Source organism: Nitrosomonas eutropha (assembly GCF_900116685.1).
In the GTDB taxonomy this organism is placed as follows: Bacteria; Pseudomonadota; Gammaproteobacteria; order Burkholderiales; family Nitrosomonadaceae; genus Nitrosomonas; species Nitrosomonas eutropha_A.
The window spans coordinates 285,722-309,354 of sequence record NZ_FPBL01000001.1; the positions used below are offsets into that span (position 1 = coordinate 285,722).

Annotated in this window: 17 protein-coding genes and 3 pseudogenes; 9 read left to right on the forward strand and 11 right to left on the reverse strand. The window is 50.8% G+C overall.

Annotated features, from left to right (window positions below):
* The first annotated feature begins 47 nt into the window (after positions 1-47).
* Positions 48-1,110: pseudogene (locus BM331_RS11360) on the forward strand (IS256 family transposase).
* A 16-nt stretch (positions 1,111-1,126) separates the two neighbouring features.
* On the opposite strand, the pseudogene BM331_RS11365 reads toward BM331_RS11360, so the two are convergent.
* The 4 genes and pseudogenes from BM331_RS11365 to BM331_RS01455 form a co-directional block, all read right to left on the reverse strand.
* Positions 1,127-1,577: pseudogene (locus tag BM331_RS11365) on the reverse strand (IS5 family transposase); the annotation flags it as partial.
* A gap of 40 nt (positions 1,578-1,617) precedes the next feature.
* Positions 1,618-1,832: pseudogene (locus BM331_RS11535) on the reverse strand (IS3 family transposase); the annotation flags it as partial.
* A gap of 137 nt (positions 1,833-1,969) precedes the next feature.
* Complete coding sequence (locus BM331_RS01445) at positions 1,970-2,371, reverse strand: hypothetical protein (RefSeq protein ID WP_074926311.1); 402 nt, start codon at positions 2,369-2,371, stop codon at positions 1,970-1,972.
* A gap of 521 nt (positions 2,372-2,892) precedes the next feature.
* Complete coding sequence (locus BM331_RS01455; RefSeq protein WP_074926313.1) at positions 2,893-3,555, reverse strand: hypothetical protein; 663 nt, start codon at positions 3,553-3,555, stop codon at positions 2,893-2,895.
* A gap of 200 nt (positions 3,556-3,755) precedes the next feature.
* Between BM331_RS01455 and argH the strand changes: the two genes are divergently transcribed.
* From argH to BM331_RS01475, 3 genes are all read left to right on the forward strand, one after another.
* Positions 3,756-5,141, forward strand: coding sequence for an argininosuccinate lyase (gene argH / locus BM331_RS01465; protein WP_074926318.1), 1,386 nt, complete (start codon positions 3,756-3,758; stop codon positions 5,139-5,141).
* Between the two features lie 18 nt (positions 5,142-5,159).
* Positions 5,160-6,065, forward strand: a complete 906-nt coding sequence (locus BM331_RS01470) for a fructosamine kinase family protein (RefSeq protein ID WP_074926321.1) — start codon at positions 5,160-5,162, stop codon at positions 6,063-6,065.
* Positions 6,066-6,209: 144 nt separating this feature from the next.
* On the forward strand, positions 6,210-7,751 hold the full coding sequence (locus BM331_RS01475; RefSeq protein ID WP_074926323.1) for a dynamin family protein: 1,542 nt from the start codon (positions 6,210-6,212) through the stop codon (positions 7,749-7,751).
* 198 nt (positions 7,752-7,949) lie between these two features.
* On the opposite strand, the gene BM331_RS01480 is transcribed toward BM331_RS01475, so the two are convergent.
* The 7 genes from BM331_RS01480 to cheA form a co-directional block, all read right to left on the reverse strand.
* Positions 7,950-9,017 (reverse strand): protein-glutamate methylesterase/protein-glutamine glutaminase, encoded by a 1,068-nt coding sequence (locus BM331_RS01480; RefSeq protein WP_074926326.1) that lies wholly within the window; start codon positions 9,015-9,017, stop codon positions 7,950-7,952.
* Between the two features lie 15 nt (positions 9,018-9,032).
* Positions 9,033-9,617 (reverse strand): chemoreceptor glutamine deamidase CheD, encoded by a 585-nt coding sequence (cheD, locus tag BM331_RS01485; protein WP_074926329.1) that lies wholly within the window; start codon positions 9,615-9,617, stop codon positions 9,033-9,035.
* Positions 9,618-9,695: 78 nt separating this feature from the next.
* Entirely contained in the window at positions 9,696-10,571 is an 876-nt protein-coding gene (locus BM331_RS01490) for a CheR family methyltransferase (RefSeq protein WP_074926332.1), read from the reverse strand.
* A gap of 319 nt (positions 10,572-10,890) precedes the next feature.
* Positions 10,891-13,236, reverse strand: coding sequence for a methyl-accepting chemotaxis protein (locus tag BM331_RS01500; protein WP_074926338.1), 2,346 nt, complete (start codon positions 13,234-13,236; stop codon positions 10,891-10,893).
* A gap of 215 nt (positions 13,237-13,451) precedes the next feature.
* Positions 13,452-15,707: a methyl-accepting chemotaxis protein gene (locus BM331_RS01505; protein ID WP_074926340.1), complete on the reverse strand. Its 2,256-nt coding sequence runs from the start codon at positions 15,705-15,707 to the stop codon at positions 13,452-13,454.
* An 86-nt stretch (positions 15,708-15,793) separates the two neighbouring features.
* The gene (locus BM331_RS01510) at positions 15,794-16,315 is read right to left on the reverse strand and encodes a chemotaxis protein CheW (RefSeq protein ID WP_074926343.1); all 522 of its coding nucleotides are present in this window, start codon (positions 16,313-16,315) and stop codon (positions 15,794-15,796) included.
* 72 nt (positions 16,316-16,387) lie between these two features.
* A complete protein-coding gene (gene cheA, locus BM331_RS01515) occupies positions 16,388-18,514 on the reverse strand; it encodes a chemotaxis protein CheA (protein WP_074926346.1) in 2,127 nt (708 codons plus the stop codon).
* Between the two features lie 201 nt (positions 18,515-18,715).
* Between cheA and BM331_RS01520 the strand changes: the two genes are divergently transcribed.
* The 5 genes from BM331_RS01520 (at position 18,716) to BM331_RS01540 (ending at position 23,626) form a co-directional block, all read left to right on the forward strand.
* The gene (locus BM331_RS01520; RefSeq protein WP_074926349.1) at positions 18,716-19,147 is read left to right on the forward strand and encodes a hypothetical protein; all 432 of its coding nucleotides are present in this window, start codon (positions 18,716-18,718) and stop codon (positions 19,145-19,147) included.
* Between the two features lie 88 nt (positions 19,148-19,235).
* Entirely contained in the window at positions 19,236-19,868 is a 633-nt protein-coding gene (locus tag BM331_RS01525; protein WP_074926352.1) for a ubiquinone biosynthesis accessory factor UbiJ, read from the forward strand.
* Positions 19,869-19,958: 90 nt separating this feature from the next.
* Positions 19,959-21,473 carry a ubiquinone biosynthesis regulatory protein kinase UbiB gene (gene ubiB, locus BM331_RS01530; protein ID WP_074926355.1) on the forward strand — a complete coding sequence of 505 codons (1,515 nt, stop codon included), beginning with the start codon at positions 19,959-19,961 and terminating at the stop codon, positions 21,471-21,473.
* Positions 21,474-21,635: 162 nt separating this feature from the next.
* A complete protein-coding gene (locus BM331_RS01535) occupies positions 21,636-22,727 on the forward strand; it encodes an ABC transporter ATP-binding protein (RefSeq protein WP_074926358.1) in 1,092 nt (363 codons plus the stop codon).
* Positions 22,724-23,626, forward strand: coding sequence for an ABC transporter permease (locus BM331_RS01540; protein ID WP_074926361.1), 903 nt, complete (start codon positions 22,724-22,726; stop codon positions 23,624-23,626). Before BM331_RS01535 ends, BM331_RS01540 begins: the two co-directional genes overlap by 4 nt.
* Positions 23,627-23,633: the final 7 nt, after the last annotated feature.

Consider the following 23,633-nt stretch of genomic DNA (forward strand, 5'->3'; position numbering starts at 1 on the left):
GGGCAGCCTGACCCAGCAGCTGGTTAAAATGACTGTTGAAGCAGCCCTTGGAGCCGAGCTGGACGAGCAACCTTGGTTATGCCCGGCATGATCCTGCCGGGCGTGGTTCAGGCAACAGCCGCAACGGCACATCATCCAAGTGTCTGAAGGGTGCCCACGGTGAAGTAGGCATTGAAGTGCCACGTGACCGGGCTGGTACTTTTGAGCCACAGATCGTGCGCAAGGGCCAGACCCGTCTGACGCAGATGGATGACCAGATTCTGGCGCTTTACGCCAAGGGCATGAGCACACGCAACATTGTCGATGCGTTCAGGGAAATGTACGACACTGATGTGTCGCCCACCTTGATCTCTAAAGTGACAGACCGTGTACTGGATACCGTGATTGAATGGCAGACTGGATGCGATTTACCCGATTGTTTATCTGGACTGTATTGTATTGAAAATCCGGCAGAACAACCGAGTCATCAACAAATCGATGTACCTTGCACTTGGCATCAATAGGGAGGGCCGTAAAGAGCTGTTGGGCATGTGGCTGGCTGAAAACGAGGGAGCCATGTTTTGGCTGTCGGTACTGAGTGAGCTGAAGAATCGCGGGCTGCAGGATATCCTGATTGCCTGCGTGGACGGACTCAAGGGCTTCCCCGACGCTATTGCTGCTGAATACCCGCAAGCACGCGTTCAGCTGTGCATTGTGCACATGGTGCGAACTCACTGAAGTACGTGTCCTGGAAGGATTACAAAGCCATTACGACCGCTCTGAAGGCGGTTTATCAGGCGCCTGCCGAGGGGGCAGCACAAGCTTGTTCTGGAGCGCTTTGCCGAGCAGTGGGATGAGCAGCAGTACCCGCAGCAAATCAGCAAATCATGGTACGCCCACTGGCCCAACCTGATTACCCTGTTTGACTACCCACCCGAGATTCGCAGGGTGATCTACATCGAGTCACTCAACAGCGTCATCCGCAAGGCAACCAGACAGCGCAAGGTGTTTCCTACAGACAAATCAGCATTGAAGGTGGTCTATTTTTCCACAGGCTACGTCCAAAAAGTGGACCATGCCAATCCTGGACTGGAAATCTGCCATGAACCGCTTTATGATCGAATTTGCTGATCGACGTAGCCGCTCTATCACACAGCAGACTTTGGATTTGCTTCAAGCTCGGTTTGCAGCGCTTCAAAGCCTGCAAAGCTCCTTTGCGATCAGTCACTTCTGCCGTGGTTACCGCAATAGCATGTGGCAAACCCTGGGTATCTACCGCGATATGACGTTTGATGCCCGATACCTTCTTGCCTGCGTCATAGCCCTTCTGGCTCGCTGTGTCCGTGTTCTTCACGCTTTGCGTGTCCACGATCAGGAACGTGCTGCAAGCGTTGCGCCCCAACTTCTCTCGGGCGCCGCTCCAACAGGCTGACGCCATTCTGGTCGGGCTCGCTCCATTTGCGCCAATAGGCATATACGCTCTGCCACTTGGGAAACTTGTCGGGCAGGTATCTCCATTGACAGCCAGTGCGCAGTAATGGCTCTATCTCAGCAAACTTCTCTCGGCTGATATCACTGGCGGATTTTGGTCTCTTCATCCATCTATTATCAGGGGTGAGAAATAGATTGCAAACAGGTTCTGAGACGATCACGTTCGCTGCCCGTCAGACTTTTGCGTGTGCCACCGTTGATTTTGCTACGTTTAACCCACTCCAGCAACGTGGAGGACACACAGCCAATCTTGGGTACAATTGACTCAACCGCCGCCCAGATGGATATTCGCCGCGATGCTCCTGAACCAGGCGAACAGACCGCTCACAAACTTCAGGGGAAAACTTGTTTTGCTTATTCATGGCTCCACTCTCTCAAAAATTGGAGCCTCCTCAAAACTCGGGGCAATTCACTTGCGGAATGCATTAAACAAAATTCAATGCTTTACGCTCACCAATGTGAATCAGTGAACAGCCAAATGCCGCCAGGCATGGTAGGATCAAGGTAAAAACCGGATGGCGGCAATGACCATACCTCCTACCGTCAACGTAGTAGCAAATGACCAGACCATAAAGCGGTCGATACGTGTAGTTAATGATTCAAACCGCTTATCGACCTGCTCAAAACGTCTTTCCATTTGTTCAAACCGCTTATCGATCCGCTCAAAATGCCTATCGATCTGTTCAAACCTTTTTTCGATCTGCTCAAAGCGCTTGTCCATCTGCTTAAAACCTTCCAGCATCAATGTCCGCTGGTGTTTTAATTCCTCCTCCACGCGCACGATCCGTTCTCTCAGTTCGAGTTCGTAGCGCACATTTGCCAAACCTGATTCCAGACTCTCAGACAGCGATTTTGTGATCAGATCCTGAATAACTGCGATATCTTCCTGTGCCAGTGCCATCGTATTGTTTTCCTTTAACTTTTCCGTAAAAGCATAACACAGCAGACAACAAAAGAATGATTCAGGCTCTTCCAGAAATTACCGGGCCATGTCATTCGCAGGTTAATAAACAACCTCGTGGCTTCCGATATTGATCGGGATAATTTGCTTATCCTCGATTAGGTGTTGAGCCCCCTTTTATGCGTCTCATTCCAGTTCTCGATAGAAGTGAAAATAATAATATTCATAATATGATTATTTTACAGCATGTTATATGGTTTTATAACTTCTGTTTCTATCTGTAATTGGAATCATATCCTGATTACTATCTCTGGCTCCGCTGGCATATGGATGAACTTTACAATAACTGGTATCAATCATCAGCCATTCTTCAGGGTTTCACGTAGACACTTGATGTCAACAGCATCGAACTCCCGCACGGATGGCGGACAGTTCCAAGAACACCTTGCGGCCAGCCAGAGTGATCTTGCATAAAAAAACCCCCGTTATACGGGGGTTTGCAGGCAGCAATCTGTGTATGATCAGTTCGACAGGGAGGGCGGGTTGTAGCTGATGATGATAGTAGCCATACGTTTGTTCAACCCCATAACGGGCACAACCAGTAGTTTTTTACCAGCCACGTCTGATTTGACGGTAATGGTTTGCAGATCGAGAACTTCTTTCGGATAAAGATTCGATGCATCTTCAGTGATCAGCCTTTTATCGGTGGATACCAGCAGTTTTCCTTCGTCACTAACCAGCACGACACGCTCGGTATCTTTTGTTCTGACGAGTTCAGAGAGATACTGGTCAATCTGGTCAAGGTTCTTACGGATAAGTTCGCCACGCACTGCCCATGCCAGTACCTGGCCGAAGCGTTCTTCTTCCTTGTTATACTGGCTGTCTGCATATTCGCGTGCCTTTTTAACCAGTGCCGTGCTTTCCTGTTCGAGCTTCAGGGCCAATTCAGCCTGGCCTTTCTCCAGCCGTGATTCCGCCTGGTTGACAGCAATCTGCTTCCAGACGAATACCAATAGCAGTACACCCAGAAAAACCAGTATTGACCACGAAGGCAGCTGTTTATGCTGGAGATCGGAAATTGGCGCACATTTTTTGCACAGAATATTGAATAATGAAGCGGGTTTGGTCCATTCGACCTTATCTTTGGACTGATCGCCCCCGTTCTGCGTGTTTTGATCCGACATGAATTGCTCCTTCGTTAATAAGTGACTCGAGTGAAAGGCGCTAATTATCCACCATTCCCTTTCTCAGGGAAAGCAGCGCTGCCAATAACTTGCGCATATTATGCATATGTGTTGCGAAATCTGCCAGTCTTGTACAGATTCTTTCCAGGTTACGGGTAAAATGCAGGCTTTCAACTAACAAACAGTAAGTAGATATTCCCGTGGAAAAAGATAAAAACATCTGGTCAGGTCGTTTCAGTGAACCGGTTGCGCTACTGGTACAACGCTACACCGCATCAATCGGATTCGACTATCGACTGGCCGAGTACGATATTCAGGGATCGCTTGCGCATGCACGTATGCTGGCAGCCACAAACATCATCCCGCAAACCGATCTGGAAGCTATTGAAAAGGGATTAGCGCAGATTCGCGAGGAAATCAAAAATGGCCAGTTTGAGTGGCAGCTTGAGCAGGAAGATGTACATCTGAATATTGAACGCCGCTTGACGGCGCTGACGGGGGATGCCGGAAAAAGACTGCATACTGCCCGCTCACGTAATGACCAGGTGGCCACCGACATTCGGCTCTACCTGCGCGCTGCCATTGATGAGATCATCCACCTCATCTATGCCCTTCAATATGTATTGCTGGATCTGGCAGAACAGCACACTGCCACCATCATGCCCGGCTTTACCCATTTGCAGGTAGCGCAACCGGTTTCATTCGGACATCATCTGCTCGCCTACTATGAAATGCTGCTGCGCGACGGCCAGCGTCTGCAGGATTGCAGAAAACGTGTCAATCAGTTGCCGCTGGGAGCCGCAGCGCTGGCCGGCACCAGTTATCCGATTGATCGCGAACAGGTGGCACGCGAACTGGGGTTTGACGATATCTGCCATAACTCGCTGGACGCTGTATCTGATCGTGATTTTGCGATTGAATTCTGTGCCAGCGCTGCGCTTATCATGACGCACCTCTCGCGCCTGTCGGAAGAGCTGATTCTGTGGATGAGTCCGGCGTTCGGCTTCATCCGCATTGCGGACCGGTTTTGCACCGGTTCATCCATCATGCCGCAAAAGAAAAATCCTGATGTACCTGAGCTGGTACGTGGAAAAACCGGCCGCATCAATGGCCATCTGGTTGCGCTGCTGACACTGATGAAATCTCAGCCACTGGCCTATAACAAGGATAATCAGGAAGACAAGGAACCCCTGTTTGATACTGTGGACACTTTGAAAGATACGCTGACGATCTACGCCGACATGCTGGCCGGGCTGCAAGTCAATCCGGAAGCTATGCGTCAGGCGGCATTGCGTGGTTACGCCACAGCAACTGATCTGGCTGATTATCTGGTCAAAAAAGGAACTCCTTTTCGGGATGCGCACGAAACAGTCGCCCAGGCAGTCCGTTTCGCTGAAAACAAGGGATGTGACCTGGGTGAGCTCTCGCTTGCGGATCTGCAGCAATTCTCCGCAATTATCGAACAGGATGTATTTGAGGTGCTGACACTGGAAGGTTCGCTGCAAAGTCGCAATCATCCCGGCGGCACCGCACCAGAGCAGGTGCGCGCGGCTATCTGCCGGGCACGTTCTCAGTTGCCGGACTGAAGCAGAAATGAAGCAGCAATGAAACGGAATATGCAGCCAGCCGCCTCTCCTCCATGGGCAACCATTGCCGCACAAATTTCACAACTTACCCGGCAGACGTTCACCCCGGAGAACCTCACTTCGATTGGAGGAGGTTGTATCAACCAGACCTTCTGCCTTCGCAATCGGGATCAGCAGTTCTTTATCAAGCTGAACAAGGCCGAGTATTTGACCATGTTTGAAGCTGAAACAACCGGGCTGAAAGAAATTCTTCATTCCGCCAACCTACGCACTCCCCAACCGTTGTGCAGTGGCAGCGGGCATGGCTATGCCTGGCTGGTGCTGGAATACATTGACTTGCAGAATCAGGGTAACACAGCCACACTGGGTATCGGGCTGGCTAATATGCATCGGCATACTACCGAAAAATTTGGGTGGATACGTGACAACACGATTGGCTCAACGCCACAAAGCAATACAGCCGATAGTGACTGGACGACATTCTGGCGTCAGCAGCGATTGGGCTATCAGCTGAATCTCGCCCGGAAAAACGGTTACACCGGTTCGCTGCAATCGCTCGGTGAACGCCTGCTATCCGGATTTCAGTATTTTTTTATGGGCTACACACCGCAGCCATCGCTGTTGCATGGTGATCTGTGGGGAGGAAACTACGCTTTCGATCCGGATGAACAACCGGTCATCTTCGATCCGGCTGTCTATTACGGCGACAGGGAAGCTGATCTGGCCATGACAGAACTGTTTGGCAGATTTTCGCCAGACTTTTATGCTGCCTACCGCGATACCTGGCCAGTGGATGCCGGATACTCCACTCGCAAGCAGCTCTATAATCTTTACCACATCCTTAACCATCTCAACCTGTTCGGATCACAATACCGGAGTCAGGCGGAAACAATTATGAAAAAATTACTGTCCGAACTTGGTTAAGGTGGATAGGCATAGCCGTACTAATGTATTCATTTGTCAAGCGATTGCTGTCGCAATAAAATTAACCCGGATAACAAACAAAGCGCTCCACAAACCCATACTTTTCAACGCCAACATTCACCAATCAAACAAGGATCATAAAATATGAGTACGACCAATATCCTCAAACATCTCGCCAATCTGGAAAAACATCTCGCGGAAGAACATCCGGATAACCCGGTTCTGACCAAGGCTGTACACAGCTTCAGAAAACTGGACAGCGTCGCCCAGGCACTCGGGTTGCTGGAGCGGAACGAGTCATATGCCACCTATGTCACCTGGTGGCCAATGATCGCGGTGCTGGGCACTTTCTCATCAGGCAAGTCAACTTTCATTAATTCCTACCTGAATCTGTCCCTGCAGCGCACCGGTAATCAGGCAGTCGATGACAAATTCACCGTGATCTGTTACAGCCGTCACGATGAAGTCAAGACGCTACCAGGCGTGGCGCTTGATGCAGATCCACGTTTCCCGTTCTACCAGATCAGTCATAACATTGAGGAAATTGCAGAAACCGGACCGCAACGCATCGATGCCTATGTTCAGCTTAAAACTTGTCCGTCAGAAAAAATCCGTGGCAAAATTCTGATTGACTCTCCCGGATTTGATGCAGACAGCCAACGCACTTCCACCCTGCGCCTTACTCAACACATTATTGATCTGTCTGATCTGGTGCTGGTCTTTTTCGATGCGCGCCACCCGGAACCCGGCGCCATGAAAGACACCCTTGAATATCTGGTTGCCGCCACCATCAATCGCCCGGATGCCAACAAGTTTCTGTACATCCTCAACCAGATCGATGTGACAGCGAAGGAGGATAATCCCGAGGAAGTCATTTCCGCCTGGCAGCGTTCGCTGGCACAGGCCGGATTGCTGGCCGGGCGTTTCTACCGGATTTATGACAAGGATGCCGCTGTCCCCATCGACGATCCACAAGTGCGCGAACGTTTTGAACAAAAGTGTGAGGAAGATCTGGCAGACATCAGTGCACGCATGCAGCAGATCGAAATCGAACGCTCCTACCGGATTGCCGCCATGCTCGAACAAACGGCCAACATCATTGAAACGCAGGTTGTCAGTAAGCTTGAAGCCGCACTTGATCAATGGAGAGGCCAGGTATTTACGCTGGATAGCATCTTGCTCGGTTTGCTGGTGGTATTGACGGGGGCAGCACTGACCGTTACCGAAAGCTGGCACCTGGTTGAGCGTTGTATGGCCGGCATTTCTGCCGGAGGCATACTGCCGATTCTCTCCGGTGCTTTTTTAGTGGGCGTACTTGGCTACATCCATCTTACTGTTCGCAAAAGTGTCTCTCGCAGTATTCTGAAACAGCTTGCGACTGAATACAGCCACGACCACACTGCCTCCAAGCAAATCACTCGCGCTTTCAGTAAAAGTACTGCCGGTTACCGCCCCATGTTCCTGAAAAGTCCGGCTGGCTGGAATACAACAAACCAGCGTATCCTGGCTGAAGTCAAGGAAGATGCTAATGATTACATCCAGATGCTGAATGATCAGTTCACTGATCCTTCTGGTCATCAAGAATCAGAACAACAAGAACAGCAGGCGAATCTTCCGCAAAAACAGCAAGCTGAAAATGTTGAAAACCAGAAAGACTCAATAGTAAGCAGATTGATGGAGAAATAACTTGACAGTAATTTGTACACCGGCACGAGCGGATAAACTGGTTTGACAGTAACGTCAGTCTTCAGGGGGAAATAACGCACCTCTCTCCGCCCTTTCTGGGAGAGGGTGCGACACCCAAGAAGACAAGCTTTCCTGCTTCGTTGCCGGTACCTGACCGGGTGATATTAGCGAATTATTGACGAATATCAGGACACATAATCAGATACGAACAGCCTGCCTGACGGTACCAGTCAGTCTTGCCAGGATGTGTGAGGCCATATCCTGCAAGGGCACCACTTCATCAGTCGCACCAACAGTAATCGCTTCACGGGGCATACCGAACACCACGCAACTGGCTTCATCCTGTGCCAGGTTATAGGCACCTGCATGATGCATTGCCAGCATTCCTGCTGCGCCATCCTTGCCCATGCCTGTCAGAATCACACCAACCGCATTCTTCCCGGCGCACTGTGCAGCGGACTGGAACAGCACATCCACGGATGGACGATGGCGGTTGACCGGATCCGCCTGACTCAGTTCGGTCACATAATTGGCGCCACTCTTTTTCAGCAGAAGATGAGAATGGCCCGGCGCAATATAGGCATGGCCAGGTAAAACACGCTCCCCTCCTTCGGATTCCGTCACTCGGATTTTGCAGAGCCGATCCAGTCGTTCAGCGAAAGAACGAGTAAATCCTTCTGGCATGTGCTGGGCAATCAAAATGCCCGGGCAATCCGGTGGTAAATGAATCAGCACATCCTTGATGGCTTCGGTGCCACCCGTAGATGCACCGATAATAATCAGCTTTTCGGTTGAGATCCCATGATGGCGCGGAATCTGCAAAACTCTGCCGCTCGCAGCACCGCCAGGCTCCAGGCGACGGATACGTGCTGTGCTGGCAGCACGAATTTTGCCGGCAATCTCGTTACCATAAGCTTCAAGACCATGGCGAATATCCATTCTGGGTTTGGCGACAAAATCGATTGCGCCCAGCTCAAGTGCGCGGAAAGTCGTTTCCGAGCCACATTCGGTCAGCGTGGAAACCATCACTACCGGCATGGGCCGCAACCGCATCAGTTTCTCCAGAAATTCCAGCCCGTCCATTTTGGGCATTTCCACATCCAGCGTCAGCACATCCGGATTCAATGTCCGGATCATTTCACGCGCCACCAATGGATCCGGTGCTGCCCCGATTACCTCCATATCCGGCTGGCTATTGATGATCTCAGCCAGCAATTTACGAATCAAGGCAGAATCATCGATGACAAGCACACTGATTTTTTTCATGGATTACCCCTCAGTCTATATTCCCGGTTGCGCTGTGGATAGCAGTAACCGGCTGTAATTTTGTTCACGCTCAGCAATGGTATCGTTACGCGATACATACAGTTTCTTCAGTAATACCCGGCCGCTTTTTGGAAAAAAATGCAGCTTGCGTGGATAAAACCCTTCCAGATCCCCCGCCAGAATAGGAATCCCGCACGCTGCCAGGTATTCTTTTACAAACCTGGCATTTTGCGAGCCAATCGCTGAAGTAACCATGGCCGGTTGTACGTTGCCACCACCAAATACCTTAGCGATCATATTTTGTTTGCGCGCACCGTTTTTGAGTAACTCCCGAATCAGGATACCCATCGCATAACCGCCAAAACGTGCACATTCAGTCGGAAGTCCACTGCTATTTTCACCACTTGGCAGCATAAAATGATTCATACCACCTACCCTGCTCTGCTGGTCATAGATACAGGCAGAAACACAGGAACCCAATACTGTACTCAGCACCATCTCCCGAGTGGTTACAAAATATTCTCCGGGTAACAGCTTGACCGCATCAATACTTAAACGTTGATCAAAATAAAAACTCGAAGCAAATTGAGGATCAATCATGGCAGGATAGGGTTGCGTGGTAATTTGTCGGATCTGTTTTTACTGCAAAAACATGCATACCCTTAGCTCCGTCTGTTGTTATTTGATAACTGGCTTGTAGACAGTTCTATCAATGAGTTTGATCAGATCAGAAGCGTGTTGAAATACCTCCGAATGGCCCATGAACAGCAATCCATCGTGATTCAGTAAAGGCACAAATTTCTGCAAAATCTGGTATTGCGTCGGCTTGTCGAAATAAATCATGACATTGCGACAGAAAATCGCATTGAACGGCCCGCGCATGGGCCACCTGGCCTCCAGCAGATTGAGCTGTCTGAAAATGATCATGTCGCGCAACTCCTGCCTGACCCGGGCATATCCAGCAGTTTGGTTCTTTCCCTTGAGAAAGAAGCGCCTGATTCTTTCAGGTGACATGGATTCCAGTCTATCCAGCGAATAAACTCCTTCGCGTGCGGCAGCCAGCACCTCGGTATCAATATCGGTGGCGAGGATACGCACAGGGGGCTTCAGGGAATCAAAGGTTTCCACCATCGTCATGGCCATCGAATAAGCCTCCTCCCCAGTGGAAGCTGCACTGCACCAGAGCTTTACGATCTGCCCGGGTTGCCGCGTTTTGACATGCTCAGCCAATATTGGAAAATGATGGGTTTCCCGAAAAAAAGCAGTTAGATTGGTTGTCAGCGCATTAACGAAGGATTCCCATTCTGCATCTTCGCTATCTCTTTCCAGTTGTTCCAGATAATCACTGAAACTTTTCAGGCCAGTCGCACGCAAACGTCGTGACAAACGGGTATAGACCATTTCCTGACGATTCTCGGCCAGCGCAATGCCAGCACGCGCATAAATCATTTTCTTGATACATTCGAAATCGCGCACAGAGAATGCATATTCGCGTGAATTGTGTTCACTGGGCTGCGGCGCTCGCAAAGACGGTGCTTTGTGTTCATGCATCATTTCTTTCTTCCCTTCTTGTCATTGCGAGGCTCTCTGGGTCGTGACAACCCAGTACTTGAACGGCAACCTGGTGCCTTCGTTACCATTACTACTGGATTGCTTCGCACTTCCGCGCTCGCAATGACGGGGCAAGGATATGCTGCTTTGTTCCATTTCTGCTGCCATCTTCACGAGCCACGCAGTGGCATGGTGATCCAGTGCCCTTATCATCTTGCTTCTGGATTGCTTCCTGCTTCACTACGCTCGCAGTCGCAAAGACAGCAGGAGGGAGATTGCTTCCTCACCGTCATATTCGCAAAGACGTGCGTTGTGTTCTATTTCAGAACTCCTCCCATTCCCCATCCGTGCCGGTGGGTATCGATGCAACATAGCCCTTGGCAGCCATTTTCTTCTGGTTTTCGGCCTGAGGCTTTTTGGATCGAGTCAGCCGCTCAACGTTGGTTGCACGGTCAGGGCCGCGCCGTTCAACGAATGGCTGATTAGTTGTTCGGCTGGATAAAGCGTTCTGCTCCAGTCTGAATACAGCCACAGCACGTGATAATTGTTCCGCCTGCTCACGCATAGATTCGGAAGCTGCCGCTGCCTGTTCGACCAGCGCCGCATTCTGTTGCGTGATTTCATCCATCTGTGAAATCGCCTGGTTAACTTGCTCGATCCCCTGACTCTGCTCCTGGGAAGCAGCTGAGATCTCGCCCATGATGTCAGTCACGTGTTTGACCGATTGCACAATTTCTTCCATCGTCTTGCCAGCCTGATCCACCAGTTGCGTACCATCTTCCACCTTAAGCACTGAGTTATTGATCAACTCCTTGATTTCCTTGGCTGCTGCCGCTGAACGTTGTGCCAATGTGCGCACTTCAGTCGCCACTACCGCAAACCCGCGTCCCTGCTCGCCAGCACGGGCGGCCTCCACTGCCGCATTCAGCGCCAGGATATTGGTCTGGAAAGCGATACCGTCGATCACGCTGATAATGTCAACAATCTTCTTCGAACTATCGTTGATCTCGCTCATGGTCTGCACCACTTCACTGACAACCTGTCCTCCCTTCACCGCCACACTGGAAGCGGAAGCAGCGAGCTGATTAGCCTGATGTGCATTACTCGCATTCTGCTTCACGGTTGAGGTCAACTCCTCCATACTGGCTGCTGTTTTCTCCAGATTGGCGGCTTGCTGTTCGGTTCGTTGCGAAAGATCCGTGTTGCCGTCGGCAATCTCTTTCGAAGCGGTACCAATCAGGCCGACCGCCTCCTTGATCTGAGCGACAATGCCGGTCAGTTGAGTGACGGTTGAATTCGAATCATCCTTCAATCTGCCCAGCATTCCCTGATAATCACGGGTAATTTTCTGGGTCAAATCGCCTTCCGCCATGGCTTCCAATATAGAGGCCAATTCATCCAATCCTTGAGATGTGCTTTCCATCAGCCGGTTGATACCTTCGGCCAGTTGCCTGAAGAATCCCCCCTTGCCGGTCAAGGTCAGACGTTTGCTGAAATCCCCTGCCACACCTGCCTGAACGATATCCATGATCTCTCTTTCAATCGTCAGCTCCTGGGTGCGATCCCGCCATTCAACTACTGACCCCACTCGTTCTCCGGATTCATTGGTAACCGGCATCAATACCAGTGAATACGTCCGCTCTCCGATCCTGACGTTATCAATCTGATGCTGACTGGCCAGAGCTTTCAATCGGCTTTGCAGGGATTTGCGCACTTCCGCTTCATCCTCCTCTTTGGCAAGGATTTCCCGCACCATCCGGTTCATGAAAATGATCATCCCACTGTTATTGGCAATCATGACTGCGGAAGTGGCAATATCCAGCGCATTGCGTACCCGCAGATTCTCAATATTCATCCGTTTGGTTTCGGTAAAGTCGATTCCCGCACGAATCTGCATGGATTTAAGCGCTTCGGTCAACTTCCCGATTTCATCATCACGCTCAATCGTGATCTGGGTGGTGTAATCCCCCTGCGCCATCTTGTCCAGGTGATGAATCATGGTATCCAACGGCTGGCGAATACAGCGATACAACAACACACCCATTCCACCCGCCAGGCAGGCACTCACCCCCATTCCGGCAAAGGCCAGGCTGAATTGATCCTGCATCATCAGCCAGGCCGATCCCGCCATCACCAGTAATGGCACGGTACAGACCCCGATAATCCGGGTTTTCAGGCTGAGATGGTGGAATTTTTCGTGCAATGCTCCCAGCCAGTTATCTGCAATCACGTTCCCGGCAACAATTCGTACTTTTGTTGTTCCTTCGCGCATCTGACGATACAGTATCTCAGTCGCCTGGATCTGTTCGCGCGATGGCTTGCTGCGTACCGACATATGGCCGGTTACTTTGCCATGTTCCTTGACCGGTGTTGCGTTGGCATACACCCAGTAACTGCTGCCATCCTGGCTCCGGTTTTTGACCATGCCACTCCATGGCCTGCCCTGCTTAAGCATGTCCCAGAAATCGGCAAAGGCCTCCGGTGGCATATCAGGATGGCGAATAATATTGTGCGCCTGCCCAATCAGCTCCTGCTCAGTAAAGCCGCTCATCCTGACAAAGGATTCATTGATATAGGTAATCACCCCTTTGGGTGTAGTCCTGGAAACAAGGAATTCACCATCCCGCATTTCATGTTCCACGTTGGTAACCGGCAGATTGACTCTCATGATCATGCTTCCTTAAAAGTTTGTTTTATCCATGCGGCATTACAGATCCATCACCCCTGTCATTGCATGGAGGATCGTCATTGCGAGGCCCTCTGGGCCGTGGCAACCCAGTTACCCTTAACACCTTGCTTCTAAATTGCTTCCTGCTTCACTGCGCTTGCAGTCACAATGACGAGGCAGGGACATTCGCAAAGACAGGTGTTTTGTTCTCCATTTCAAAACTCTTCCCAATCACCATCCGTGCCAGTGGGAGCTGGGGCAGCAGAACTTGTAGCAGTCGTTTTTCGCGAATTTTTGGCTTGTGGTAACCGCTCAACGTTAGTTGCCCGGTTCGGGCTGCGTCGCTCAGTAAATGGGGCATTACCCGCATGACTGGATGAAAATCCCTGTTCCAGCTTGAATACCGCCACAGCGCGTGATAATTGTTCCGCCTGCTCACGCATGGATTCGGAAGCGGCGGCTGCCTGTTCTACCAGTGCCGCGTTCTGTTGCGTAATTTCATCCATCTGTGTAATCGCCTGATTGACCTGTTCGATCCCCTGGCTCTGTTCCTGGGAAGCGGCCGAGATTTCGCCCATGATGTCGGTCACGCGCTTGACTGACAGCACCACTTCTTCCATTGTCTTGCCAGCCTGATCCACCAGTTGGGTACCATCCTCAACCTTGTGTACCGAATTGCTGATCAGATCCTTGATTTCCCTGGCAGCCGCTGCCGAGCGTTGTGCCAATGTGCGCACTTCGGTCGCGACTACCGCGAATCCGCGCCCCTGTTCACCCGCGCGAGCAGCCTCCACTGCGGCATTGAGCGCCAAAATATTGGTCTGGAAGGCGATGCCGTCGATCACACTGATAATGTCTACAATCTTCTTGGAACTATCATTAATCGCACTCATGGTCTGCACCACTTCACCGACAACTTTGCCCCCCTTCATTGCCACATCGGACGCGGAAGCGGCGAGCTGATTTGCCTGGCGAGCATTGTCCGCATTCTGCTTCACGGTTGAGGTCAACTCTTCCATGCTGGCGGCAGTTTCTTCCAGATTGGCGGCCTGCTCTTCAGTACGCTGCGAAAGATCCGTATTGCCGTCGGCAATCTCTTTCGAGGCGGTGGTGATCAGCCCAGCGGCTTCCTTGATCTGCCTGACGATGCTTGCCAACTGTCCCACGGTGACATTCGAATCATCCTTCATACGAGCGAACATACCCTGGTATTCACGGGTAATTTTCTGAGTCAGATCGCCATCTGCCAAGGCATCCATAATGCGAATAACGTCCTCCAGGCTGGTTTCACAAGTCTGCATCAACCGGTTCAGATTGTTCACCATGCTCTGGAACTCATATTGATACTTATCTGCATTGCCACGGCGGGAAAAATCACCTGCCACCGCACCTTCCACCAGATTCCTGATTTCGGTATTGACCGACTGCAGGCTGTTTTTGACCTTGTCTACCGCTTCAGTCACTTTTGCCTTTTCACCAGGAAGGCGATCCATATCCATCGACAGATCCCCTTGTGCGTAACGGGAAACCACCTCTACCACGCGCATTTTGACGGCAATATGTGCTGCTGCCAGATCATTGACTGCACTGGCGATTTCACCGTAGCTACCCGGAAATTTTTCGGCAGGGATCCGGTAGCTGATCGCACCGGCTTCATGCTGTTGTTGCATTTTTTGCTGAGCAGCTACAAAGCCATTCAGCACTTCCACCATCTTGCGCATCGATTTCATCAATACGGAAATTTCATCATGGCCGGTCACTTCGATACGCTGATCCAGATGACCGTTGGCAATACCATCTGCTACTTGCACCGCCTGATTGATCGAGCGGCTGATAGCACGAATCAGTACAGAACCGATTACGCCAGCTAACAGGATTCCCAGTGCCGCCAGCAGGAACATGGCCATAATCATTTTGGAAGAATTTGCCTGCAGTTGTTCATACTCCTGTGCGGTGACACTTTCTTGTAACTCGATCAGCTGCATCAGCGTGTCGTGTACCGATTCATATTTGGGGCCGGCATCCTGAAGCGTATTCTCCATTGCCGCATCAAAATTGCCATTAACAGCATGATTGAGCGTCTGATTACGCGCAGCCTGATAAGCCCTCCATTGCTCAGTAAAGCGATTGGCCAGCGATTGCTCTTCTGGAATCAGATAGGTTTGGCTGAATTTTTGCCAGAGATCACTGATGCCGGCATCTTCTTCAATCACCTGCCCTGCCCGCTGCCTGGCAGCAGCAGTATCACGCGAATTGCCAGCCAATAACGCATGCATGCGTACTTGCTGCAGTTTGTCCAGGATTTCTGAAAAATGACCAAGCACCACCACCCGATCCTGATAAATCGTTTCCAGCTGCGCTTTGGATTGATTTAAGCCATACAGCCCCACTGCCCCCACGCTGATCAGTAACAGAGACAACAGGCCAATAACAAAAATCAGCCGTGATTTAATCGTCATGTTCTGCAACATTTTTGCTCCCGATAAATAAAGTAACTTAACTTTTAAAATACTGTGCTCACCGCCATAACCACTGATACATGCGACTATTCACAAAGCTATTTGCCTGCCGGCTCAAGCAAACCCATTTCTGAACTGCTCATTAATTTCTCGATATCCACCAGAATCAACATGCGTTCTTCTATGGTGCCAAGTCCGATGATGTATTCGGTATCAATCACTCCGCCGAATTCCGGGGTGGGGCGCAAATTCTCTGTATCCAGGTTGATCACGTCGGATACGCCATCCACCACGATGCCGATAATTCGCCCGGACAGATTCAGGATAATCACCACGGTGAACTGGTCATAATGGGCTGCGCCCAGATTGAATTTGATGCGCATGTCAACGATCGGTACGATCACGCCGCGCAGATTGATAACGCCCTTGATAAATTCGGGTGCGTTGGCGATACGGGTAATGGCGTCATACCCGCGAATTTCCTGGACTTTCAGAATCTCGATACCGTATTCCTCTTTTCCCAGCCGAAATATCAGAAATTCACTGCACGAAAGATCCTGGATTGAATCGGGTGATTCACCTGCAGCAGTGGTGGTAGCCGTAGCTTGTGTCAACAACATGGTTTGCTCCTCAGTAATGTGCACATAGGTATCGGCTCTAACGGCTTCTCCCACAGAGGTTTGATCAATTTATTACGCTGCATGGATCATTTTCTGCTTCATGACATTGACCAGCCCCACGGCATCCAGTATCAGAGCGACACTGCCATCCCCCATGATGGTTGCACCTGAAACGCCCTGTACACGGCGATAATTACTTTCCAGACTTTTGATCACCACCTGATGCTGCCCGACCAGCGTATCGACAAACATGGCGGCCTTGTTTCCCTCAGCATCGAGGATGACCAGAATGCCTTCATGGATCTCATGCACTTCCGGTTCCAGGCTGAAAATTTCATGCAGAGCAATCACTGGCAGGTATTCGCCACGCACTTCCACCACCCGGCCCTGGCCTCGTATGGTGCGGATATCTTCTGCAGCCGGTTTGAGTGATTCAGTGATATAGGTCAGCGGGATAATAAATAGCTGATCTCCCACCGATACCGACAATCCATCCAGGATGGCGAGCGTCAGCGGCAAACGAATTGAGATCTTCGTTCCCTGTCCGGTCACTGAATTGATTTCCACCCGGCCACCAAGTCCCTCGATATTGCGTTTGACGACATCCATGCCCACACCACGGCCGGAAACATCCGTCACGACTTCCGCCGTGGAAAAACCGGCTTCAAAAATCAGCATCCAGACATCCTGATCAGTCATGTTCTCGCTGATTGCCAGCCCCCGGCTGCGAGCCTTATCCAGAATTTTTTCCCGGTTAAGCCCTGCGCCATCATCCATCACCTCTATCACGACACTGCCACCCTGGTGCGATGCCCGCAGGGTGATCGTGCCGTGAGCAGGTTTGCCCAGTGCCTTTCTTTTTTCCGGTGTTTCGATGCCGTGATCCAGGCTGTTGCGGATCAGATGGGTCAGCGGATCAGTGATTTTTTCAATCAATCCCTTATCCAGCTCGGTGCCTTCCCCCAGAGTTTTGAGATTGACCTGCTTGCCGAGCTTGGAGGCTACATCTCTTACTACCCGGGGAAAGCGGCTAAATACAAAACTGATCGGCATCATGCGAATCGACATGACGGCTTCCTGCAGATCACGGGTATTGCGTTCGAGCTGATTCAGGCCATTGAGCAGTTTTTCAAAAATAACCGGATCGATCTGGCTTGCAGTTTGCGCCAACATGGCCTGGGTGATGACCAGCTCCCCCACCAGATTGATCATTTGATCCACTTTTTCGACACCGACGCGAATGGAAGAGGATTCACCGCTGGCTGATCCGGCGTGATCAGCGGATGACTTATGTTGCGGTGGGGCGACCGCTTTTTTGGCCGGCAGTTGAGTTTTTTGACTGGCTGAATCGGCAACGGCTGCACCAGGCTGCGTATCTTGTTGTTCTGATACAGCTTCAACCGTCTGTTGCTGCTCCTGTTGGCATTCCAGTATTGATCCGGAAACAGCTGCAGCAGATGGCACACCTTCATCTATTTTGATGGATAAATTGGTGGGATCAACCAGAAACGCCAGCGCCTCCCAGACATCTTCCTCACTGTCAGTCGTGGCAAGCTTCAATATGCATATTGTTTCGTTATCCGGATCGCTCAGGTTTTTCAGTTGCCCTTGCCGCGCCAGATCAATTAACAGTTTCTCCATCACTGACTTGCCGAGATCAGCACAATCAAATTCAATCCGGTAAGTGGTAACGTTTTCTGCAACGGATGCCGATTCAGCAGACGCTGGAACCCGTTCAGCAGTATTTACAGCATGGGTCGATTCCTCTACCGATTCGGATGTGGATACGGACGTTGCGTGATCGCCCATCGTATTTGCCACCAGTTCTTTCAGTTTGCGGTTGACGGCATCCACTTCTGCCGGATCGGCAGAACCAGTGCCCCGGTGCCCATCCAGTTGATTTTTTAATACATCTCCGGCACGCAGAAAGGTATCCACCATTTCAGCGCGTAACTTGAGTTCATCCTTGCGCAACTTGTCGAGTAGTGATTCAAGCACATGCGTAAGTCCTGTCATATCGGTAAACCCGAAGGTTCCCGCTCCGCCCTTGATGGAATGTGCTACACGAAATATCGCGTTCAAATCTTCCGGATCGGGTGACAGAATATCCAGTTTGAGCAGACGTGTTTCCATCTCTGCCAGCAACTCACCCGCTTCTTCAAAAAATATCTGGTAAAACTGTTCGAGATCAGTACTCATGAGGACTCCTGTCTGAAATTTGCAACAGCTTACTGCAGCAAAACAAGCCGGTAGTTTCGAACAAACGCATAAACCACCTTCATTTCCACCCGTTCTGCAGATTGATATAGCAGCAATTGCATACAACAACAGCATTGAATCCGGCTTTATTCCCTTGTAATATCCTCATCTATAAAGCGTTACTTATATTCAAGAATAAAAATGGCAGAACACTCCTACATAATCCGACAACAAGATAGAACAGCAGCCACTACTTTTATTGACGATCAGTTAAGTAAAGACCCAAAGTGGTTCAGCACAACAGAATCTGAATACAGCGCAGCAAAACAGGAATATCTTGCAGCCAGGGCTGATTCAATCAATTTCAACACCTGGTGCCAAAAATGGCTGAATGAAACTCAGTGGATGGAAATCAGGAAAGTGATCAGCATGAACAAAGATCACAAAGAAGAAAGACGGAAATATACAGAGCCACACAAAACAATCAGTGTGACGCATCGCGCATGGGAGATTCTTTCCGAACTGGCCCTGCAAGATCAGCTCTCCCTGTCCGAGGTCATCGTCAACCGGTTAGGTAATAATCATGCAACCGTCTGCTTACCTGTCGAATCACGCTATAATCTGGGTAATTGACGAATCACCGGATGCGTTCCTGAGCATGCGGTGACATGCGAGCCCACCCTGCGCGGGCGGCAAGCATGTTGACAACCTGTTCCCGGTAATGATCACACAATCTTCGATACTGACCGCCCCCCTGATTACCTGCCTGAATCACCTGGCTGATAAATCGAACCAGGTACAGCAGCGCTTACAATCTCATGTAAACGAAACTGTATGTTTCCGTATCGGATCTCTGATCCGTCTGCATGTCACGATTACACAGGATGGTCATTTCAGGATGGCAACCGAAGATGAGCACGCCGAAGTGATCCTCAACATACCAGTCGAACTCGCACCCCGCCTTGCTTCCGGTGATAGAGATGCATTCCGTGAGATTACTGTCTGTGGCGACCCGGTGCTGGCAGACATCCTGCTGTACATGGGCAAGATTTTTCAGGCTGAAATCGAGGAGAATCTGAGCTCGGCCCTTGGGGATGTATTCGCCCGCCGCGTGACTTTGACAGGACAGGAGCTGGTGCGCTGGCAGCTGGGAAGCATTCGTAATCTATCGCGAGCACTGGGAGAATTTATTACTGAGGAACGGCTGATAACGGTAAGCCACACACGATTTTGCCAGATCAGCTCCGAGGTTGCATTACTGCAACAACAGGTTTCACAACTTGAAGAACGAATTGATACGCTGATTTCACCGCTCTCACAGGCTGTAGAAAACTCCTCTCGGACCGGCCAATGACCGTAAGCCGCGCACCACTCGCCTCTGCATACTGCGCAGATAATACCCGGCCCCGCCTGCCGGTAACTTTATTGAATCACCAATCACTTCATGCGCTTTTTCCGTCTACTTAGAATCATGCTGATTGCTTATCGCTTCGGGCTGGATGAAATCCTGCTCGAGCAGATTCGCCTGCGCACACTCAAGGTATTTTCACTGCTGCTGCCGTTCCGCTCTCAACTCAAACAGCCACGCGCGGTCAGATTGCGCCTGGCACTGGAAGCACTGGGGCCCATTTTCATCAAGTTCGGGCAGATGTTATCCACCCGCCGGGATCTGCTCGCCCAGGATTTTGCCGATGAACTGGCTTTTCTACAGGATCGGGTACCCCCCTTCCCTTCGGAACAGGCAGTCAAAATACTGGAAACCGTCTATGGAAAGCCGGTACATGAGGTCTTTCTCGAATTTGATATCAAGCCGGTCGCCAGTGCATCAGTTGCCCAGGTGCACTTTGCCGTGCTGCAGGATGGCACACAGGCTGCTGTCAAGATCTTGCGACCAACCATCGCCCCCGTCATTGCACATGATGTGGCGTTAATGGAAACTGGTGCATGGCTGCTTGAATCCATCTGGCCGGACGGCAAGCGGTTAAAACTGCGCGAAGTGGTGGCGGAGTTTGCCAGACATCTGGACGACGAACTTGATCTTATCCGGGAGGCCGCCAACTGCAGCCAGTTACGGCGTAATTTTCTCAACTCCCCCTTGCTGCAAGTGCCGGAAGTATACTGGGATTACTGTCATCCGGAAGTCATGGTGATGGAGCGAATGGTTGGTACACCCATCAGCCGCGTAGAGACATTACGCGCTCAGGGAATCGATGTTCCGCAACTTGCCCGCATGGGCGTGGAGATCTTTTTTACCCAGGTGTTCAGGGATGGTTATTTCCATGCTGATATGCACCCTGGCAATATCTTTGTCGGGAGCGATGGTCGCTATATCGCCGTGGATTTTGGCATTATGGGTACACTGAGTGAACAGGATAAAAATTATCTGGCGCAAAACTTCCTGGCTTTCTTTCGCCGGGACTATCGCCGCGTGGCGGAGACACACATCGAGGCCGGCTGGGCACCGAGAAATACACGCGTGGATGATTTTGAAGCCGCTATCCGGGCCGTGTGTGAACCGATTTTTGATCGGCCGCTGAAGGAAATCTACTTTGGACGTGTCCTGTTGCGCTTGTTTCAGGCTTCTCGTCAGTTCAACGTGGAAATTCAGCCACAACTGGTTCTGCTTCAGAAAACACTGCTTAATATTGAAGGGCTGGGACGTGATCTGGATCCGGATCTTGATCTCTGGAAAACCGCCAAACCATTCCTGGAAAACTGGATGACCGAGCAAATCGGACTGCGCGGACTCATTACCCACCTGCAAAAGGAAGCAACCAACTGGGCAGTGATGCTGCCGCAGTTCCCCCGCCTGATGCACTACAACCTTGATCAGCAACGTGCTCGAAATCTGGAAGACAGGCTGACCGAACTGGTCGCACAGCAAAAACGTCAAAGCCGGATATTGACACTGGTCGCTGTGCTGCTGGCTGGATTATTACTGGCACGGATATATCTTTAATAAAGCCTGGTATTAAAACTGGCTGAAGCAACCCAGATTACTACATTGTATGCTAACAGCAGAAGAGGGAGCACGTGCGCAGATATGTTCCTGTTACTTCTCGGTGTTCTTTTAGCCCGGTAGAACCAAATTTGTTAAAATCCGCCTTTTTGGAATAAAGTCATGGCGTTACTTGAATTGCGCAACGTTATCCGGCGCTTTGGCGATTTCACAGCAGTGGATAACGTTAGCCTGTCGATTGAAGCAGGTGAATTCTTCACATTACTGGGCCCTTCCGGTTGTGGCAAAACAACACTGCTGCGCATGATTGCCGGATTCGATGTACCCGATTCCGGACAAATTTTTCTTGATGGCCAGGATATTGCCAATACATTGCCCGAAAAGCGCCCCGTTCATACCGTCTTTCAGAGCTATGCCCTGTTTCCACACATGACAGTGACGGATAATGTGGCATTCCCGCTAAAAATGTCTAAGGTGGCACCAGCAGAAATCAAAAAAAGAGTAGAAAAGGCACTGGAAGAAGTACAACTCCCCAAGTTCGCACACCGCTTTCCACATGAACTCTCCGGTGGACAAAAACAGCGCGTGGCCTTTGCGCGCGGCTTGATTAACCGGCCGCGTCTGCTGCTGATGGATGAACCGCTTGGTGCGCTGGATGCAAAGCTGCGGGAAGACATGCAGCGGGAGCTGATCAGTTTGCAAAAAGAAGTTGGCATCACCTTCATTTTTGTTACCCATTCTCAGGATGAGGCGCTGGCGCTGTCACAACGGATTGCAGTGATGAATCTGGGAAAAGTTGAACAGATTGGTACACCTTCAGTTATCTATGGAACTCCGGCAAACCGCTTCATTGCCGACTTCATCGGCAAGATCAATCTGATGGAAGCCCAGGTAACACAAATTTCCAACACGGCCATGACGCTGGAAATCAATGGATTGGGAACAACCGTCCTCCCGCCAAAAAAAGAGATACAGGCAGGAGATCAGGGCGTAATCGCTATTCGCCCGGAACAGGTAGCGGTGCACGCACTGGCGAAGCAGGCAGAAATACCCCATGCCCATACTGGCAAAGTGCTCGACTTTCTCTATGTGGGCGACGTCACCACCTATGTCATCGAGCTGGATAGCGGCATCCAGATCGAAGCGCTGCTGGCAAATTCCTCCCCCGGGCGTGCGCGCTTCTTCGAGGTGGATGATCCGGTTATCGTCAGCTGGCCACAGGAAGCCGCCCAATTTCTGGTGGATCGGCCATGAACAAATTCCACCTGACACGCTGGCTGATCAGCCTGCCACCGACACTGTTTCTGCTGATATTCTTTGCAGTGCCCAGCCTGATCATGATCGTGACTTCGTTCCGTTTCCCTGGAGAATATGGCGGGTTGGCACCGCTGACTGCGCCGGAGACAACCGTTGCAGAAGGGGATTCCGGTTTGTATGGTATGACGCTCGAAGCCTACCAGTTCTTTTTCAGCGATATCCTGTACGCAGAAATTTTCCTGAAATCCTTTGTGGTTGCGACAGCTTCCACCTTGATCTGTCTGATCATGGCCTATCCGGTTGCCATGCTGATTGCCCAAAGCGCCAAAAAATACCGCAACCTGATGATATTGCTGGTCGTCCTGCCATTTGCCAGCAATTTTTTGATCCGCATCTATGCCTGGATGATTATTCTCGGCCCGGAATCAGCATTCAGCCATTTCATCAATAGTACGCTCCAGGCCTTTGGCTTTGAACCGGTCATGATGTTGTTTTCCCCGTTCGCAGTACTGGTCGGAACCGTTTACGTGCACCTGCCCTTCATGATCTTGCCGCTTTACACCAATCTGGAAAAACATGATCCGGTGCTGCTCGATGCTGCACAGGATCTTGGCGCAAACCGCTGGCAGCGCTTCTGGCTGGTCACCTGGCCACAGTCGCTGCCGGGTGTATTCTCCGGCTCTGCACTGGTATTCATCCCGGTGCTGGGCATGTTCGCCATACCGGATATTCTGGGTGGCACCGGTGACATTCTGATCGGCAACCTGATCAAGGATCAGTTCCTGGGGACACGCGACTGGCCGTTCGGCTCCACATTGTCCATCATGCTCATGCTGGCCGTTCTGTGTGTTACCGGATTATTCACTCTGCTGGCTCGCCCGCGCGTACCCAGGTAAATAAATC

What these genes read in the sequence shown, in the direction of transcription:
- BM331_RS01480 (WP_074926326.1), bottom strand. Translation starts at nt 9,017, where the DNA reads ATGAAAAAAATCAGTGTGCTTGTCATCGATGATTCTGCCTTGATTCGT.
- BM331_RS01470 (WP_074926321.1), top strand. Translation starts at nt 5,160, where the DNA reads ATGAAACGGAATATGCAGCCAGCCGCCTCTCCTCCATGGGCAACCATT.
- BM331_RS01540 (WP_074926361.1), top strand. Translation starts at nt 22,724, where the DNA reads ATGAACAAATTCCACCTGACACGCTGGCTGATCAGCCTGCCACCGACA.
- BM331_RS01500 (WP_074926338.1), bottom strand. Translation starts at nt 13,236, where the DNA reads ATGAGAGTCAATCTGCCGGTTACCAACGTGGAACATGAAATGCGGGAT.
- BM331_RS01525 (WP_074926352.1), top strand. Translation starts at nt 19,236, where the DNA reads ATGATCACACAATCTTCGATACTGACCGCCCCCCTGATTACCTGCCTG.
- cheD (WP_074926329.1), bottom strand. Translation starts at nt 9,617, where the DNA reads ATGATTGATCCTCAATTTGCTTCGAGTTTTTATTTTGATCAACGTTTA.
- BM331_RS01475 (WP_074926323.1), top strand. Translation starts at nt 6,210, where the DNA reads ATGAGTACGACCAATATCCTCAAACATCTCGCCAATCTGGAAAAACAT.
- BM331_RS01445 (WP_074926311.1), bottom strand. Translation starts at nt 2,371, where the DNA reads ATGGCACTGGCACAGGAAGATATCGCAGTTATTCAGGATCTGATCACA.
- BM331_RS01520 (WP_074926349.1), top strand. Translation starts at nt 18,716, where the DNA reads ATGGCAGAACACTCCTACATAATCCGACAACAAGATAGAACAGCAGCC.
- cheA (WP_074926346.1), bottom strand. Translation starts at nt 18,514, where the DNA reads ATGAGTACTGATCTCGAACAGTTTTACCAGATATTTTTTGAAGAAGCG.
- BM331_RS01535 (WP_074926358.1), top strand. Translation starts at nt 21,636, where the DNA reads ATGGCGTTACTTGAATTGCGCAACGTTATCCGGCGCTTTGGCGATTTC.
- BM331_RS01490 (WP_074926332.1), bottom strand. Translation starts at nt 10,571, where the DNA reads ATGATGCATGAACACAAAGCACCGTCTTTGCGAGCGCCGCAGCCCAGT.
- BM331_RS01510 (WP_074926343.1), bottom strand. Translation starts at nt 16,315, where the DNA reads ATGTTGTTGACACAAGCTACGGCTACCACCACTGCTGCAGGTGAATCA.
- BM331_RS01455 (WP_074926313.1), bottom strand. Translation starts at nt 3,555, where the DNA reads ATGTCGGATCAAAACACGCAGAACGGGGGCGATCAGTCCAAAGATAAG.
- BM331_RS01505 (WP_074926340.1), bottom strand. Translation starts at nt 15,707, where the DNA reads ATGTTGCAGAACATGACGATTAAATCACGGCTGATTTTTGTTATTGGC.
- ubiB (WP_074926355.1), top strand. Translation starts at nt 19,959, where the DNA reads ATGCGCTTTTTCCGTCTACTTAGAATCATGCTGATTGCTTATCGCTTC.